Source organism: Nocardia sp. NPDC050378, assembly GCF_040655675.1.
Taxonomy (GTDB): Bacteria; Actinomycetota; Actinomycetes; order Mycobacteriales; family Mycobacteriaceae; genus Nocardia; species Nocardia coubleae.
Genome location: NZ_JBFAKI010000002.1, coordinates 271,038 through 286,339 on the forward strand (window position 1 = coordinate 271,038; position 15,302 = coordinate 286,339).

The window sequence follows — 15,302 nt, forward strand, 5'->3', positions numbered from 1 at the left end:
CTGCCCGGCCGGCTTTCCGCCGCCCTGCCCCTGTCGTGCGCCACCGGTCCGGTCGCTTCGCTTCCCACCCTGTGTTGCCCGCGCTTCACCGGAACGGCCGCCGTCGGCGCCTCGATCGGCTGCCTGCCCACGGCGAGCTCCACGCGAATCTCCTTCGCGCCCACCGCCGGAACGACCCGCGCCGGTCTGCTCGCCGACGCCGCTGCCGCGCGGCCGGTCACCGCGTGGCCCCGCGTCACGCCGCACACGGTCGCCCCGTGAGGTCCCGGACGGCCCGGCGACATCGTAGCCACGGTCGTCGCGCGCAACGCCGGATCGGTCGCCGGAGTCCCGGCCGCGACCGTGCGGTGCGCGGTCGCTACGCGAGGACTGCCCGGCAGCGTCATAACCTCGGTCGTCGCGGGCAGCGCCGGAGTCGCGGCCCTGAGCGCGCCGGGTGTCGTCGGCGCGGGCAGGGCCACGGCGGCCGTAGTCCCACCCTCGGGCGTCGCTGTCGCCACGACGTGGGCGACGGTCGTCCTCGGCGCGGGGGGCCTTGTTGTCTCGGCCCTTGGCGGCGCGTGCGGCCCAGCCGCCGTCGACATTCTTGCCGGTGATCTTGCGGTCGTCGCGGGGTGCGGCGCCGCTGCGCTGGTCGGCTTCGCGCCGACGCCTGCGGTCGGAGGCACTCATGCCTGCACCTCGCTGACGCTCGGCTCCGGCATGATCGCCTGGGCAGCTGTGTTCATCGTTCGCTCGCTACGCTCGCTCATCCGATCACCGTGCCCGGTGCGAGACGGGCGCCGCGCGCCCAGTCCAGGGCGTTCATCATCTTCTTGCCGGGCGGTTGGACCTGGCCGAGGCGGACCGCGGTGGTCGACGTGCCGACGAAGACGCCGGATTTGCGCACCTCGATCTCGCTTTCGGGCAAGGTTTCCTCCACCAGCTCCACCGGGCCGAGTTTGAGGCGCAGCCCGTTCACCTCGGTCCACGCGCCGGGCGCCGGGGTGACGGCGCGGATGTGGCGGTGGATCGCCAGGGCGGGCTCGTCGAACCGGATGCGGCTCGCTTCGACGGTCACCTTCGGGGCGTAGGACACGCCGTCGTTGGATTGCGGAATCGCTTGCAGCGTCCCGTCTTCGACACCGTCCATGGTCTTCTCGAGCAGCACCGCGCCTGCCTCGGCGAGGCGCGCGAGCAGTTCACCCGAGGTGTCGGTGTGGCCGATCTTCTCGGTCATCACGCCGTAGACGGGCCCGGTGTCGAGCCCAGCCTCGATCTGGAAGGTGCTGGCACCGGTGATCTCGTCCCCGGCGAGGATGGCGGCCTGCACGGGCGCCGCGCCGCGCCACGCGGGCAGCAGCGAGAAGTGCAGGTTGATCCAGCCGTGGGTGGGGATGTCGAGGATCTGCTGGGGCAGCAGGGCACCGTAGGCCACCACCGGACAGCAGTCCGGGGCGAGCGCGGTGAGCGCCTCGACGAACTCCGGTTCCGACGGTTTACGCGGGGTGAGCACCGGGATGCCGTGTTCGTCGGCCAGCCGACCGACCGGTGAACGCATGATCTTGCGCCCGCGACCGGCGACCGCGTCGGGCCGGGTGACCACCGCGACCACCTCGTGGCGCTCGCTGTCGAGCAGCCGTCGCAGCGAGGGAACAGCCGGTTCGGGGGTGCCCGCGAAGACGAGACGCATCAGCGGCCACCGCCGACACCGCTGGACTCACGCACGGTGACACCCGCACGGAACCAGTCGGATTCGCGGATGGTCCGCATCGCTTCCTTGCGGTCGGCCGGCTCGAGCCGGTTCACGAACAGCACTCCGTCGAGGTGGTCGTGCTCGTGCTGCACGCACCGCGCGAGCAGCCCGTCGGCGTCGAATTCGACCGGCGCACCGGTCTTGTCGACGCCGGTGACGCGCACCCGCAGCGCCCGGCGCACGTCGTAGCGCACGCCGGGGATCGACAGGCAGCCCTCGGGCCCGACCTGCTCGTCCTCGCCGATCGCGGTCCACTCCGGGTTCACCACGTGCCCGGCGGCGTCGCCGGTGTCGTAGACGAACACCCGCAGCCCCACGCCGATCTGCGGCGCCGCCATCCCGACGCCGCCGTCGTCGTGCATGGTCTCGGTGAGATCGGTGACGAGCTGCGCGAGCTCGGCACCGAACTCGGTGACCTCGTCGGCACGCGAGCGCAGGATGGGATCGCCGAACAGGCGAACGGGCTGAATGGTCACGGCGGCTCCCGGCTGGACGATGTGCGGTCGTCCCATTCTAGAGACCCGCCGGGGTGGTTCCGACCGGCGCGGCCGTCAGGAGTTGCCGGCGATGATGACCTGCGGGATGCCCGTCCCCAACGGCACCGGAGTGCAGACCGGCGCGGGCCGGGTCGGGTCGAGCACCCGCAGCAGCAGTTGCTGCACGAAGGGGTCGTAGACGAGGTTGAAATGCCCGGTCAGGTCGTCGGGGCACAGATCCTGGAGGACGAGGTTCTCCGCGCCCGGTCCGCGCAGGGCGATGTTCTCGAACGGCTGGATCATCTCGTCGACTCGACTGCCGACAGTGACGTAACGGACACCGGGCACGGTGTCGCCGCCTGCGTTCAGTTCGACCATGATCGGCTCACCCTGGGCCTGCTGGACGGCGGCGGTGGAGGTCACCTTCGCGTACACGTCCATCATGCCCGGCACCGCCTGACCGACCGGTACGAGGCCGTACATGACGCCGCCGTAGCTCGGGGAGGCGAGCCCCACCCAGGTGTTCACCACCTCGGCGCCGCCGAGCTTGTTGACGTAGTACCGGCTGACATTGGCCCCCTGCGAGAAACCGACGAGGTCGACCTCGGCCGCCCCGGTCGCCGCGCGCACCTGCTCGACGAAGGCGGCGAGCTGGGCGAAGCTGACGCGCATGTCCTCGGTGCCGTAGGTGTCGGCGCCGGGCGCGCCACCGTAGTTCAGCGCGAACACGCAGAAGCCGGCCGCGACGAGTTGCGGGCCGATACCCGACCAGTCGGAGTAGGCACTCGAATCGGTACCGTGGACGAGCACGACCGGGCGCGGGTGCTCGGCACTCGGCTTACAGCCGAAGTTGTTGACGCCCAAGGGAACCGCGTCGGGATGGTCGCTGATGTAGCGGGCAGCGGCCAGGTGGTCGGACTGTGCCGGACCGGGTTCGCTCGGGATGATCGCCGGGCGGTAGCCCGGCGGTTCCGCGGTGGCGATCGGGGCGAGTGCCACCCCGATCACCGCCGCGCAGGCGAGCGCCGTCCGCGACACCGCCCTTCCCCATTGTGACGATCCCCAACCCCACAGACCTCGCGGTTGTTCCATACCCCAATGATTTACTCCATTGCCTGGGCAAACGCACCTCGAAAAGGGGGTTCACGCCGCCCTCATTTATCGGGGGTTGCGTCACCGGTCGCGGCGATGTCGTCCTCGGCGAGGATCCGGTACAGCGCCCGACGGGTCTCGGTGAGCACCTCGGCCGCTCGCGCGGCTTGTTCCGGGGTACCGACCTGGGCGACCTGACCGACCGCACCCATCACCTGGCCGACGAGGCCACGAAGATCGAGCGCCTGGGCGCCGACGTCCTGCCGGACCTCGGCCCAAGGGTCGCCGAGCTCGTCGCGCTCGGTCTCGACATAGGTCTTGCCCGCCTCGGTGAGTTGCGCGGTTTTGCGCCCGGCCACCTTCTCGATGAGGACCAGTCCCTCGTCCTCGAGCTGGGCCAATGCCGGGTAGATCGAACCCGGGCTCGGACGCCAGATGTCGTCGCTGCGCTCGCGGATCTGCTGGATCAGTTCGTAGCCGTGCATGGGTCGTTCGGCGAGCAGCAACAGAACCGCGGCGCGGACGTCACCGCGCCTGCCCCGGCCGCCGCGACCGCGTCCCCGGCCGAAGCCCGGGCCGAAACCGGGACCGAATCCCGGGCCGAAGCCGGGTCCGAATTCCGGGCCGTGACCGTGGCGGCCACCGCGCCGGAAGTGCCTGCGGTCGGGCCCGAATTCCGGGTGCCCCTGACCGCGTCCTCGCTCGAAGTGTCCGAATTCTCTTTGTCGATCGTCGTGCATAACAGCCTCCTCGGCATGTTCGTTGTTGGTTGACGTTATCGTCGATATATCGGCAATGCATCTAGCGCAAGGGTGTTCTTGCTGTGCGCCGCCTCACGGCAGCATCGGATCACCCTCCCGCGAGTGAACTACTCGACGGCCACCGCGACCGGCTCGCTCTCCGTAGTCGAGGGCGAGCGTCGGCGGTCGTTGCTGATGGCGGTGATCGTGGCGGTGCCGAGTTTGCCCCGGCGGTCGTAGAGGACGGCACTGCTCACCGCGACACCGGCCCGTGAGGTGTGATCGAGGGCTTGCAGACCGAGCTCAACCCCCTCGGGTAGGCGCGAGAGGCTGAGGGTCATGTCGGCGTTGATGTAGCCGACACCGTGCGAACCCCAGTGGCAGACGAGGTTGGTGAGGTCACCGCTGGCGGCGGCGCGCTGGAAGGGCGAGAAGGGCTGCCCCGCGACGAGGGTCGGCAGGTTGTTCCAGGTGACCTTGCGTTCCGCGTCGCAGACGGTGCGGAAATCGGTGAGCCAGTCGCCCGCACCGGATTTGAACAGCGGTGCGGCGCCGCCCGGTTCGTCGATGCGCTGCTCGGGGACGGGTAGTTCCAGGTCGGGCTGCCAGACGGTGCCGGGCGGGTCGTCGGTGGCCGCGAGGAAGGTGACGGTGGCGCGGGAGCGCGTCTGCCCCTGCTGCACGAGCCGGACATCGGCGACCTTGATGCGGTTGCCGTCGCGCACCACTTCGCTGCGCAGCGAGATCGGGTCGGTCGTTACCTGCTGGAACAGGTCGACAGTGAACCTGGCCGGCACGAAACCCTCTCCAGGACTGTGCTTCTCGGCCTCCACCGCGAGCAGGCCGCACACCGCGACACCGTGCAGTTGATTGGGCGACCAGCGACTGATCGCCACTTCCGTCGGCACGAACTCACCGTCGGACATCCTGAAGAACTCCACCACGGTCCTCTCCGCAGGCCCGCCGCACGTCATCGGGCAGGGTCATCCGGTCTTACCACAGCACCGTCGCCTCCCCCGACCTCGGTGGCCACGAACCGGACAGCAGCGTCCGGTCCGTGCCCCGGCCTGATCAGCCCCGGTCGGCGACCTCATCGATCCACCGTTTCAGCCGGTCACCTTCGGTAACCATGAGGTCGGGATCACGAAACGTGTTGGTGATCAAGGAAATTCCTTGATAGGCCGCGACGAAGGCTACCGCGAGTTCCGCCGCGTCGGGCCTGCCGAGTTCGGTGAATTGATCGCGCGCCCAGTCGATCAGGAGGCTCATCAGCCGCGCCGGTTCGCCCCCGAAGCCGTCGGGTCGCTTGTCGAGTTCGGCGGCGAGCGAGCCGGTCGGGCAGCCGAAACGGGCGGCGAGGTCACGCTGGTCCACCCACGAGTCGACCATCGCCTTCAACCGCTCGGCAGGTCCGGGCAGCGGCGCGAGCTTCGCGACCACCTCTGCCAGCGTGCTCGCATGGGTCTCGATGACAGCGTGGACGAACTGATCCTTGGTCTTGAAGTAGTAGTAGACGTTGCCGACCGGGACGTCGGCCGCGGTGGCGATATCGGCGATGGTCGTCTTCTCGATGCCCTGCTCGTAGAACACCCGCGCGGCCGCCTCGACGAGACGTTCCCGCTTCCCCGCTCTCGGCGCAACCCGCGTTTGTGAGTCAGTCATGCGACTAACTATAGACAGGATGGCGAACCAGCTGCTACGGTCTGTTTAGTCAGCCAACTAACTCAGGAGTGAGCATGATCGTTGTCACCGGTGCGACCGGCAATATCGGACGTCAGCTGGTCGAGGTATTGCACCAGGCGGGAGAGCCGGTTCGTGCGGTCTCGCGCGGAACCACGCCCGTCGACCTGCCCGCGGGCGTCGAGCACGTCGTCGCCGATCTGGGCGACCTCGACAGTCTCTCCCCGGCCCTCGCCGACGCGGACGCGCTGTTCCTGCTCATCACGGGCGAGCAGTTGATGGGCGGACCCGAGCCGGAACAGGTGCTGAAAACGGCGTCGGCGGCCGGTGTGCGCCGCGTGGTTTTCGTGTCCTCCCAGGGCGCGGTCACCCGGCCCGAGTCCGCCGGGTACGCGCGAACAATCGCCTTCGAGCAGGCCCTCGCGGCCTCCGACCTCGAATGGACCGCGCTGCGACCGGGCGCGTTCAACTCCAACACCTTCGCTTGGCTCGAATCCGTCCGCACTGCCCGCACGGTCGCGGCGCCCTTCGGCGATGTCGGCCTGCCCTCGGTCGACCCCGCCGATATCGCCGCCGTCGCGGCCGCGGCGCTGCGCGAGGACGGCCACGCCGGAAACGCCTACACGCTCACCGGCCCCGCCGCGGTGAGTCCACGGGAACAGGCGGCCGCCCTCGCCGCGTCGATCGAAGAGCCGATCACCTTCGTCGAGCTCACACCCGCCCAGGCGAAGCAGAACATGCTGCACTTCATGCCGGAACCGGTCGTCGACCACACCCTGACCATCCTCGGCACACCGACTCCCGAGGAACAGCAGGTCAGCAATGACATCGAGCGGGTACTCGGGCGCCCGGCCACGTCGTACGCCCAGTGGGCGCGGCGCCACAGCGCGATGTTCCGCTGAACCCGCCGCGGCTCATGCCGAGCGCGGGGCCGACCATTGTCGGGCGTTCCCCACAGGGTGACGGCGGGTCGGCCTGATCAGTTGATGTCCTCGGGTCCGAGGTGGAGGGCACCCGGAATCGGCCCGCCCGCATCAGTCGACGTCCATCAGGCCGACGCGGATGGATGCCCGAATCTGTCCGGGCGAGGTCAGCCGATGTCGACCGGGTCGATCTGGACGCGGAGGGGGGCGTCGGAGCGGTGGGAACTGCGGACGCCCTGGGCGGCGGCGAGGGCGCGGGACAAGGGGGCCGCCGTGGAGCGGGGCACGCGGAGGAGCATGCGTTCCACTTCGGCGGGTTCGTCGGCGCCGGAGAACGGTTTGCGGGCCGTGGGTGGGAGTGGGACCGGGCCGAGGATCTCCACCTGGTCGGGTAGCTGGGCGGCCTCGAGCAGTTCGGCGATCGAGTCGGTGGTGCCGTCGACAGCGGCCATACGGACGGCCGGGGGGAAGCCCACCTCGGCGCGAGCTTCGAGTTCGGCGGCGGCGTGGTTGACCGGGTCCCAGCGGACCAGGGCCTGCACGGTGGGCAGGGACGGTTCGGCCATCACGATCACCTGGCCACGGGGGCGGACCATGGCGGCGGCGCCCATCCAGCGGCGCAGGGTGTCCTCGGCGGCACGCAGGTCGGCGCGGCCGAGCAGGGCCCAACCGTCGAGGAGCAGCGCCACGCCGTAGCCGCCGCGCACCACGGGTTCGGCGCCGACCGTGGCGACGACGACCTGGGCGCCGGGTTCCACGGTATCGAGCATCTCCCCGCCGCCCGATGACCTGATCGGTACGCCGGGAAAGGCCCGGCCCAGTTCCTCGGCGGTGCGGGTCGCGCCGATCACCATCGCCCGCAGCGCCCGCGCCCCACACGCCTGGCAGCGGAACGCCGCCTCTGTGATGCCGCACCACTTGCAGTGCGGGCTGGCCGCCTCGCCATTGCTCGAATGCGGTAATGCCAAGGGCCCGTTGCAGTGTCGGCAGCGGGCGGGGGTGCGGCACTTGGCGCAGGCCAGCGACGGCACGTACCCGCGCCGCGGCACCTGCACCAGCACCGCCGCGTTCTCCTTGATGGCGGCTCGTGCGGCGGTGAACGCTACTCCGGGGATGCGCACAGCGCGGGCCAGCGCGTCACGTTCCAACGCGAAGTCGCTGTCGCCCGGTGCGCTGATGCGCGGCATCACCGCGCGGAGAGTGGCGCGGTCGGCGAGAAGATCATGCGCCCAACCGGATTCGACCACCGCCTGGATCTCGGCGCTGCGCGCGAACCCGGCGGCCACGAAGGCGGCACCCGTCTCGTGCGCGCGCAGCATCGCGACTTCCCTGGCGTGCGGATAGGGCGCACGCGGTTCGGCGTAGGTGTCGTCGCCGTCGTCCCAGATGGCGATCAACCCGAGAGCACGCACGGGCGCGAACACCGCCGCCCGCGTCCCCACCACGATCCGCGCCTGCCCCCGCAACACCGACAACCACCGCCGATACCGCGCCGCGGGCCCCAACCCCGCCGACAACCCGACCGCCGAATCCCCCACCAGCCGAACACATTCCGCGAGCAACCTGTCCAGATCCCGCTGATCCGGCACCATCAGCACCACACCGCGCCCCGCAGCCACAACGGTCGCCGCCAACTCGGCCAACCGAGCCGCCCAGTCCTCCCCCGGCATCGCCTGCCACGCCGCTCTCGGACCCCTCCCCTCCCGCAACGCACGCACGAACGCCTCACCGTGCAGATACCGCCCCCACGCCGAAACATCCACATCGAGAACAGATTCCATTGTCGCTGACCCGGATCCACCCCTAACAGAATCCGAGCCGGACACGCCTCCACTCACGCCCGCAGTGCCGCCGATAACCGAACCGACCACACCGACAGTTCCGAACGCGTCGGTTGTGCGGTCGGCGGCGGGGACGTCCACAGCGTCGGTGGCGCTCGGTCCATCCGGGGCGGCGGATGTCGAAGCGAATTCGGTTGCGGCAGTAATCGATTCAGCTGCGGTTTCAGCCTGTGTCGCGGTGGCGCCATCAGACCCCTCCGCTCCGGCAGCGTTGCTGGACGACCCTGGGGTGGCCCGGAGGGGCCGCGCAGTCGCGTTGGCGGCGTCCTTGGCCGTAGCTCGGGCGGCCGGCTTCTTCGGCGTGGTGGCCGATCCACTGGCCTCGGTACGGGCGTGGCGCGGGGGGATGGCCAGGCGGAGGACGTCGGCGCGGGTGCCTGCGTAGCGGGCGGCGACAGTTGTTGCCAGGCGGAGGATTTCGGGGGTGAGGACGCGTTCCGGGGAGACGACGCGCTCGAGCTTCACCATTTTGCCGGTGTGCTCGGTGGACGAAAGGCGTTGCAGGAGATAGCCGTCGACGAGGCGGCCGGCGAAGCGGACGCGCACCCGCACACCGGGCTGGGCGATCTCGTCCAGTTCGGGCGGGACGAGGTAGTCGAAGTCGCGGTCCAGGTGCGCAGGCGACAGCAGCGGGAGCACCCGGGCGATCGGGTGTCCCGCTGCTGTCGATGGTTCGTCCGCGGTCACGCGGGTGAGTGGGTACTACAGGCCGACGGCCGCGCGCAGCTTGTCGGCGCGGTCCGTGTGCTCCCAGGGCAGGTCGACGTCGGTGCGGCCGAAGTGACCGTAGGCCGCGGTGGGCGCGTAGATCGGGCGCAGCAGGTCGAGATCGCGGATGATCGCGCCCGGACGCAGGTCGAACACCTCGGAGATGGCGGTCGAGATGCGGGTCGGGTCGACCTTCTCGGTGCCGAAGGTCTCGACGAACAGACCGACCGGCGCCGCCTTGCCGATGGCGTAGGCGACCTGCACCTCGACGCGGTCGGCCAGACCGGCGGCCACCACGTTCTTGGCGACCCAGCGCATGGCGTAGGCGGCCGAACGGTCGACCTTCGACGGGTCCTTGCCGGAGAACGCGCCACCACCGTGGCGGGCCATGCCGCCGTAGGTGTCGACGATGATCTTGCGACCGGTCAGACCGGCGTCACCCATCGGGCCACCGAGCACGAACTTGCCGGTCGGGTTGACCAGCAGGCGGATGTCGGAGGTGTCCAGCGACGGAATCTCCAGATCGGCGATGACCGCCTCGACGACCTTCTCGCGGATATCGGGGGCGAGCAGGTTGTCCAGGTCGATGTCGGCGGCGTGCTGGGTGGAGATGACGACCGTGTCGAGGCGGACCGGGCGGTCACCGTCGTATTCGATGGTGACCTGGGTCTTGCCGTCGGGACGCAGGTAGGGCAGCACGCCGGACTTGCGGACCTCGGTGAGCTTGCGCGAGAGCCGGTGCGCGAGCGCGATCGGCAGCGGCATCAGCTCGGGGGTGTCGGTGGTGGCGTAGCCGAACATCAGGCCCTGGTCGCCCGCGCCCTGGCGTTCGATCTCGTCGTCGGACCCGCCGACGCGCGCCTCGTGCGAGGTGTCGACACCCTGGGCGATATCGGGTGACTGCGCACCGATCGCGATGTTGACACCGCAGGAGTTGCCGTCGAAACCCTTTGCGGAGGAGTCGTATCCGATCTCGAGGACCTTCTCGCGCACGATCCGCGGGATATCGGCGTAAGCCGACGTGGTCACCTCGCCCGCGACATGGACCTGGCCGGTGGTGACCAGGGTTTCCACCGCGACGCGGCTGCCCGGATCCTCGGCGAGCAATGCGTCGAGGATGGAATCGCTGATCGCGTCACAGATCTTGTCCGGATGGCCCTCGGTCACAGACTCACTGGTGAATAGCCGACTACCTGTCGTACGCACAGTTATTCCCTCTCCCTCAACGGGTTACTTCTCTTCAGACTATTCCAAACCACCGACAAGGTGGCGGGTTAGGACAAGCCACACCACGAACACACCCGTGCGCGGTACACTGCGCGAGATCGTTGCGGCGCAACGGTTTTCGCGCACGAAACGGCGGTTTTACCCGGTCAGCGCAGCAGCGGGACGAGCGCGTCGAGCACCCGGCTGGCCAGCAGCGCCTTGGAACCGTGATCGAGCGCCACCTCGGTACCGTCGGCCCCGAGCAGCCACCCGTCGTTGGTGTCGACCTCGAACGCCTTGCCCTCACCCACCGCGTTGACCACGAGCAGGTCGCAGCCCTTGCGGGCCAGTTTCGCGCGGGCGTGGGTGAGCACGTCACCGTTGTCGTCCCCGGTCTCGGCGGCGAAACCGACGATCGCGGTGCCGTCGAGCCTGCCCTCGGTGCGGGCGTCGACCAGACCGGCGAGGATGTCGGCGTTCTTGGTCAACGGGATCACGTCGGGTTCGTCGGCGCCCTTCTTGATCTTCGCTGCCGCCACGTGGGTCGGACGGAAATCGGCGACCGCGGCGGCCATGACGACCGCATCGGCACCGACGGCGTGCTTGTCGACGGCCGTCTTGAGCTGTTCGGCGGTGGTGATGTGGACCAGCTCGACCGCGGCGGGCGGGGCGAGCTCGATGGTGTTGCCCGCGATCAGCGTCACCTGGGCGCCACGCTGGGCGGCGACCCTGGCCAGGGCGTAACCCTGCTTTCCGGAGCTGCGGTTGCCGAGGAAACGCACCGGGTCGAGGGGTTCCCTCGTCCCACCTGCGGTGATCACCACGCGGCGACCGGTCAGGTCGCGGGGCAGTGCGTCGGCGCGCTCGAGCAGCAGCGAGGCCAGACCGAAGATCTCCTCCGGTTCCGGCAGCCGTCCCGGACCCGTGTCGGTGCCGGTGAGCCGGCCCGACGCGGGTTCCATGACGTTGGCGCCGTGCGCGCGCAGCGTCGCGACATTGGCCACCGTCGCCGGATGCTCCCACATCTCGGTGTGCATCGCGGGCGCGAACAACACCGGACATCGGGCCGTCAGCAAGGTGGCGGTGAGCAGATCGTCGGCGCGCCCCTGGGCGGCGCGGGCCATCAGATCCGCCGTGGCGGGGGCGATGACGACGAGATCGGCCTCCTGGCCGATCCGCACATGCGGCACCTCGGGCACGTCGGTGAACACGTCCGTGTGCACCGGCTGACCGGACAGCGCCTCGAAGGTCGCCTTGCCGACGAACTGCAGCGCAGCCTCGGTGGGAATGACCCGCACCTGGTGCCCGGTCTCGGTGAAACGGCGAACGAGGGCACACGCCTTGTAAGCGGCGATGCCCCCGCCGACCCCGACGACGATCCGCATGGTCTTTACGCCTCCCGGCTGGGGATTGTCACTCGCCCTCGGTGTGTTCGAGCAGGTCGGAGTGGATTTCGCGCATGGCGACCGACAGCGGCTTCTCCTGCAGACCCGGCTCGACGAGCGGGCCGACGTACTCGAGGATGCCGTCACCGAGCTGGTTGTAGTAGTCGTTGATCTGCCGGGCGCGCTTGGCCGCGTAGATCACGAGGGCGTACTTGGACGAGGTGCGCTCGAGCAGCTCATCGATCGGCGGGTTGGTCAGGCCGATGGGAGTGTCGTACGCGGGTGCAGCGGTGATGTCCGTGCTCACTAGGGGAGGCTCCTGCGGTTTAGTGGGTCAAGAACTCGAATTTGTGCTAACGAACAAGGATACCAACTGCTCGCAGGCGGTCGTCACCTCGGCGTTCACAATGACCGTGTCGAACTCGTCACGTGCGGCCAATTCGACCCGGGCGGTCTCGAGCCTGCGCTCGATCACCTCGGGGGTCTCGGTACCGCGTGAACGCAGCCGCGAGACCAGTTCTTCCCAGCTCGGCGGGGCGAGAAACACCAGCAGCGCTTCCGGCATCGCCTGCCGGACCGACCGCGCACCGGCCAGGTCGACTTCGAGCAGTACCGATCGTCCGGCGTCCAGTGCCTCACGCACCGGCGCCGCGGGGGTGCCCGATCGCTGCAACCCCCCATGGATGTCCGCCCATTCGAGCAATTCGTCCGCCTCGATCATGGCGTCGAAATCGGCTCGGGAAACGAAGCGGTAGTCGCGTCCGTCGACCTCGCCGGGCCGGGGGGCCCTGGTGGTGGCCGAGACGCTGAAGACCAGCTCGGGCAGACGTTCCCGCACGCACCGCACGACCGTGGACTTGCCGACGGCCGAGGGGCCGACCAGTACAACCAGTCGGCCCTTCCGCGTGTGTTGTTCGACCACCTGGATCAGGAGTCGAAGTCGAAGCGAGCCAGCAGCGCCTTGCGCTGACGGTCGCCCAGGCCACGGAGACGCCGGGTGGGGGCGATCTCCAGCTCGGTCATGATCTCGGCGGCCTTGACCTTGCCCACCTTCGGCAGAGCCTCGAGCAGCGCCGACACCTTCATCTTGCCGAGGATCTCGTCGGATTCGGCGTCGGTGAGGACCTGCTTCAGGTTGGTGCCGCCTCGCTTCAGGCGCTCCTTGAGCTCTGCCCGAGCGCGGCGAGCGGCAGCCGCCTTCTCCAGAGCAGCGGCGCGCTGCTCGTCAGTCAGCTGGGGAAGGGCCACGGGTTCCTCCGTCTCATCGTTCATTGCTAGATCTACCGCCGGTTACCCGGACGGTCTGTGCGACCGTACCCACGGTGCCCGCCGATTGCGAACCCGACCCCCAGGTCAGGGGCGGATTACGGATGCCGTATGGCGCGCGCGGGCATGATGCGGCGAGGTCGGATTCCCGCCATCCGATCGTACCGCCGAATTCCGGAAACACATCTGGACCTGCGGTTATACCGTTTTGGGCGATGTTAGCCACCCGGTAGCGTGAGCGCGGTCGGCCGGTCCGGCAAACCCGGTGCGGCGCGACCAGCGACTTTCCCGAATTTATCCGCGTGTCGCGCGTTTTCGTACCGCGTGTCGTCAGTTTCGGGTACGAAATCGGTCGAGTACCGCCCCCGCGGCGGTCGCGGTCACGTCATCGATCCAGCCCGGAATCGGGGCGGCGCGGGCGATGTAGTCGCGGACCAATCCGTACGGAATCGCCTTCACCGCCGCCTCGGCGACCGCGCGGGATTCGTCGTCGACGGCCCCGAATTCGGTCGCTACGGCGGCCAGCAGCGCGGCCTGCATCTCGTCGTTGACGCCGGCGATCGCGGTGCGCAGCTCCTCGGGCCCCACATCGAGCAACTGTTCCTGATGGAACATCTTCATCGCCCTGGCCTCGGTGGGGTGCTCACGGCAATAGCGGGGCAGGAAGACGGCGGCCGACAGCAGCGGCTCCGGCCCGCGCAGCGCGGCGACGAAACCCTCGTGGAAGCGCCGGATCGAGCGCAGCCACAGCTGGGCGAGGAGTTCGTCACGTGAGGCGAAGCGCACGTAGATGGAGCCGGAGTGCACGCCCGCGGCCTTGCCGATCGCGGCGATCGACGGCCGGGCGACGGCCGGGTCGGCGAGCAGGTCACGGGCGGCGTCGAGCACCTGATCGTCGGTGAAGAGGCGGGGTCTTGCCACCGCGTCAGCCTAGTGGCACAGTTTATGAATATGAATTCAAAAACTCGTTTTCCGCTCGCCGGAGCGTCGTTGGTCTTCATCGCGAGCGTGCACACGGTCATGGGCATCGCACTGCTGGCGGCGAGCGATCAGGACACGGAGCTGTCGTTCTGGTTCACCCTGTTCGGCGTGGTCGGCGTCGGTCTCGGCTTGGCCATGATCGACCTGGAACGGGCGCGCGGGTTCGTGCCCGCGCCGGTGCTCGGCACGCTGGCGCTGGTGACGGCGTGCGGGCTGATCTACCAACCGCTGTCGGGGTTCGTCACCTTGCTCGTTCCGGTCGGAGTCGGCGCATTCGGTTGGTGGCGTGCCAGGAACGCCCTCGTCGCCGCCTGAACGCGTCGATCCACCCCTCCCATCCGGAATTCGAAAACAATTGCGCCAGAGGCCATTTCGGCACCCTTACGGGGGTACGACAACGGAGCCGGAGCGGCTCGCACGCCACTCCGGCTCCGTCACAGCAGATATCAGGCCTGCAGGAAGGCGAACTCCTCCTGCAGCTGAGCCGTCTTGTCGCACAAGGCCGTCACCGACGGGCCCGCGTTGAGCACCTCACGCGACACATTCGGGACCACCGCCGACAGGTTTGCCTCGGGGACGAGCGCGCGGATCGAGTCCGCTCCCCCACCCTGGGCGCCCACTCCCGGCATGAGGATGGGCCCGTTGAGCTTCGACAGGTCGGGCGCCTCGGTGAGCGTCGCGCCGACGACCACACCGACGGAGCCGAATCCGTCGCCGGTGTTGCGTGCGGCGGCCTCGTCGACCATCGTCTGCGCGATCGTTCGCCCGTCGGCCGCCGTGATCCGCTGCAGCTGCGCCCCCTCGGGATTGGAGGTCGCCGCCAGGACGAACACACCACGACCATTGGCCTCGGCCAGGTTCAGCGCCGGATCGAGCGACCCGAAACCGAGATACGGCGAGACCGTCACGGCGTCGGAACCGAGCGGCCCGTCACCGAGCCAGGCGTGCGCGTAGGCGTCCATGGTGGAGCCGATGTCGCCGCGCTTGGCGTCGGCCAGCACCAGGGTGCCCGAGGCGCGCAGCACCGAGATGGTGCGTTCCAGGACCGCGATGCCACCGGAACCGTAGGTCTCGAAGAAGGCGACCTGCGGCTTCACCAGGGCGACGCGACCGTCGAAGGCCTCGACACAGATCTCGGCGAACGCCTCCAGCCCGTCGACGTCTTCGCCGAGCCCCCACGCCCGCAGCAGGGCGGGGTGGGGGTCGATGCCGACGCACACCGGACCGAACTGCCGCATGGCGTGCTGCAACCGGTGACCGAATGTCATG

At 69.3% G+C, this 15,302-nt stretch carries 16 protein-coding genes; 2 read left to right on the plus strand and 14 right to left on the minus strand.

Annotated features, from left to right (window positions below; genetic code table 11):
- Positions 1–748 precede the first annotated feature (748 nt).
- The 6 genes from fmt to AB0I35_RS05235 all read right to left on the minus strand — a co-directional run bounded on the left by fmt (position 749) and on the right by AB0I35_RS05235 (position 5,705).
- On the minus strand, positions 749–1,672 hold the full coding sequence (gene fmt, locus AB0I35_RS05210; RefSeq protein WP_357394491.1) for a methionyl-tRNA formyltransferase: 924 nt from the start codon (positions 1,670–1,672) through the stop codon (positions 749–751).
- Entirely contained in the window at positions 1,672–2,211 is a 540-nt protein-coding gene (gene def / locus AB0I35_RS05215; RefSeq protein WP_067493859.1) for a peptide deformylase, read from the minus strand. Before def ends, fmt begins: the two co-directional genes overlap by 1 nt.
- A gap of 75 nt (positions 2,212–2,286) precedes the next feature.
- Positions 2,287–3,219: an alpha/beta fold hydrolase gene (locus AB0I35_RS05220; RefSeq protein WP_357394995.1), complete on the minus strand. Its 933-nt coding sequence runs from the start codon at positions 3,217–3,219 to the stop codon at positions 2,287–2,289.
- 146 nt (positions 3,220–3,365) lie between these two features.
- On the minus strand, positions 3,366–4,043 hold the full coding sequence (locus AB0I35_RS05225; protein WP_357394493.1) for a PadR family transcriptional regulator: 678 nt from the start codon (positions 4,041–4,043) through the stop codon (positions 3,366–3,368).
- Positions 4,044–4,171: 128 nt separating this feature from the next.
- The gene (locus AB0I35_RS05230; RefSeq protein WP_357394494.1) at positions 4,172–4,987 is read right to left on the minus strand and encodes an acyl-CoA thioesterase domain-containing protein; all 816 of its coding nucleotides are present in this window, start codon (positions 4,985–4,987) and stop codon (positions 4,172–4,174) included.
- A 127-nt stretch (positions 4,988–5,114) separates the two neighbouring features.
- Positions 5,115–5,705, minus strand: coding sequence for a TetR/AcrR family transcriptional regulator (locus AB0I35_RS05235; protein ID WP_357394495.1), 591 nt, complete (start codon positions 5,703–5,705; stop codon positions 5,115–5,117).
- 74 nt (positions 5,706–5,779) lie between these two features.
- On the opposite strand from AB0I35_RS05235, the gene AB0I35_RS05240 reads away from it, so the two are divergent.
- Positions 5,780–6,625 (plus strand): NAD(P)H-binding protein, encoded by an 846-nt coding sequence (locus AB0I35_RS05240; protein ID WP_357394496.1) that lies wholly within the window; start codon positions 5,780–5,782, stop codon positions 6,623–6,625.
- A gap of 188 nt (positions 6,626–6,813) precedes the next feature.
- Here the strand turns inward: AB0I35_RS05240 and AB0I35_RS05245 are convergent, their stop codons facing one another.
- From AB0I35_RS05245 to AB0I35_RS05275, 7 genes are all read right to left on the minus strand, one after another.
- A complete protein-coding gene (locus tag AB0I35_RS05245; RefSeq protein ID WP_357394497.1) occupies positions 6,814–9,174 on the minus strand; it encodes a primosomal protein N' in 2,361 nt (786 codons plus the stop codon).
- A 15-nt stretch (positions 9,175–9,189) separates the two neighbouring features.
- The gene (gene metK, locus AB0I35_RS05250) at positions 9,190–10,401 is read right to left on the minus strand and encodes a methionine adenosyltransferase (protein ID WP_084476608.1); all 1,212 of its coding nucleotides are present in this window, start codon (positions 10,399–10,401) and stop codon (positions 9,190–9,192) included.
- A 167-nt stretch (positions 10,402–10,568) separates the two neighbouring features.
- Positions 10,569–11,786 carry a bifunctional phosphopantothenoylcysteine decarboxylase/phosphopantothenate--cysteine ligase CoaBC gene (gene coaBC, locus AB0I35_RS05255; RefSeq protein ID WP_357394498.1) on the minus strand — a complete coding sequence of 406 codons (1,218 nt, stop codon included), beginning with the start codon at positions 11,784–11,786 and terminating at the stop codon, positions 10,569–10,571.
- Between the two features lie 28 nt (positions 11,787–11,814).
- Positions 11,815–12,093 carry a DNA-directed RNA polymerase subunit omega gene (rpoZ, locus tag AB0I35_RS05260; RefSeq protein WP_067493623.1) on the minus strand — a complete coding sequence of 93 codons (279 nt, stop codon included), beginning with the start codon at positions 12,091–12,093 and terminating at the stop codon, positions 11,815–11,817.
- A 27-nt stretch (positions 12,094–12,120) separates the two neighbouring features.
- The gene (gene gmk, locus AB0I35_RS05265; protein WP_174550285.1) at positions 12,121–12,708 is read right to left on the minus strand and encodes a guanylate kinase; all 588 of its coding nucleotides are present in this window, start codon (positions 12,706–12,708) and stop codon (positions 12,121–12,123) included.
- Positions 12,709–12,713: 5 nt separating this feature from the next.
- Positions 12,714–13,034: an integration host factor, actinobacterial type gene (mihF, locus tag AB0I35_RS05270; protein ID WP_030203531.1), complete on the minus strand. Its 321-nt coding sequence runs from the start codon at positions 13,032–13,034 to the stop codon at positions 12,714–12,716.
- A gap of 348 nt (positions 13,035–13,382) precedes the next feature.
- The gene (locus AB0I35_RS05275; RefSeq protein WP_357394500.1) at positions 13,383–13,973 is read right to left on the minus strand and encodes a TetR/AcrR family transcriptional regulator; all 591 of its coding nucleotides are present in this window, start codon (positions 13,971–13,973) and stop codon (positions 13,383–13,385) included.
- 30 nt (positions 13,974–14,003) lie between these two features.
- Between AB0I35_RS05275 and AB0I35_RS05280 the strand changes: the two genes are divergently transcribed.
- The gene (locus AB0I35_RS05280) at positions 14,004–14,348 is read left to right on the plus strand and encodes a DUF6463 family protein (protein WP_357394502.1); all 345 of its coding nucleotides are present in this window, start codon (positions 14,004–14,006) and stop codon (positions 14,346–14,348) included.
- A 131-nt stretch (positions 14,349–14,479) separates the two neighbouring features.
- Here the strand turns inward: AB0I35_RS05280 and pyrF are convergent, their stop codons facing one another.
- Entirely contained in the window at positions 14,480–15,301 is an 822-nt protein-coding gene (pyrF, locus tag AB0I35_RS05285) for an orotidine-5'-phosphate decarboxylase (protein ID WP_357394997.1), read from the minus strand.
- Between the last annotated feature and the right edge of the window lies 1 nt (position 15,302).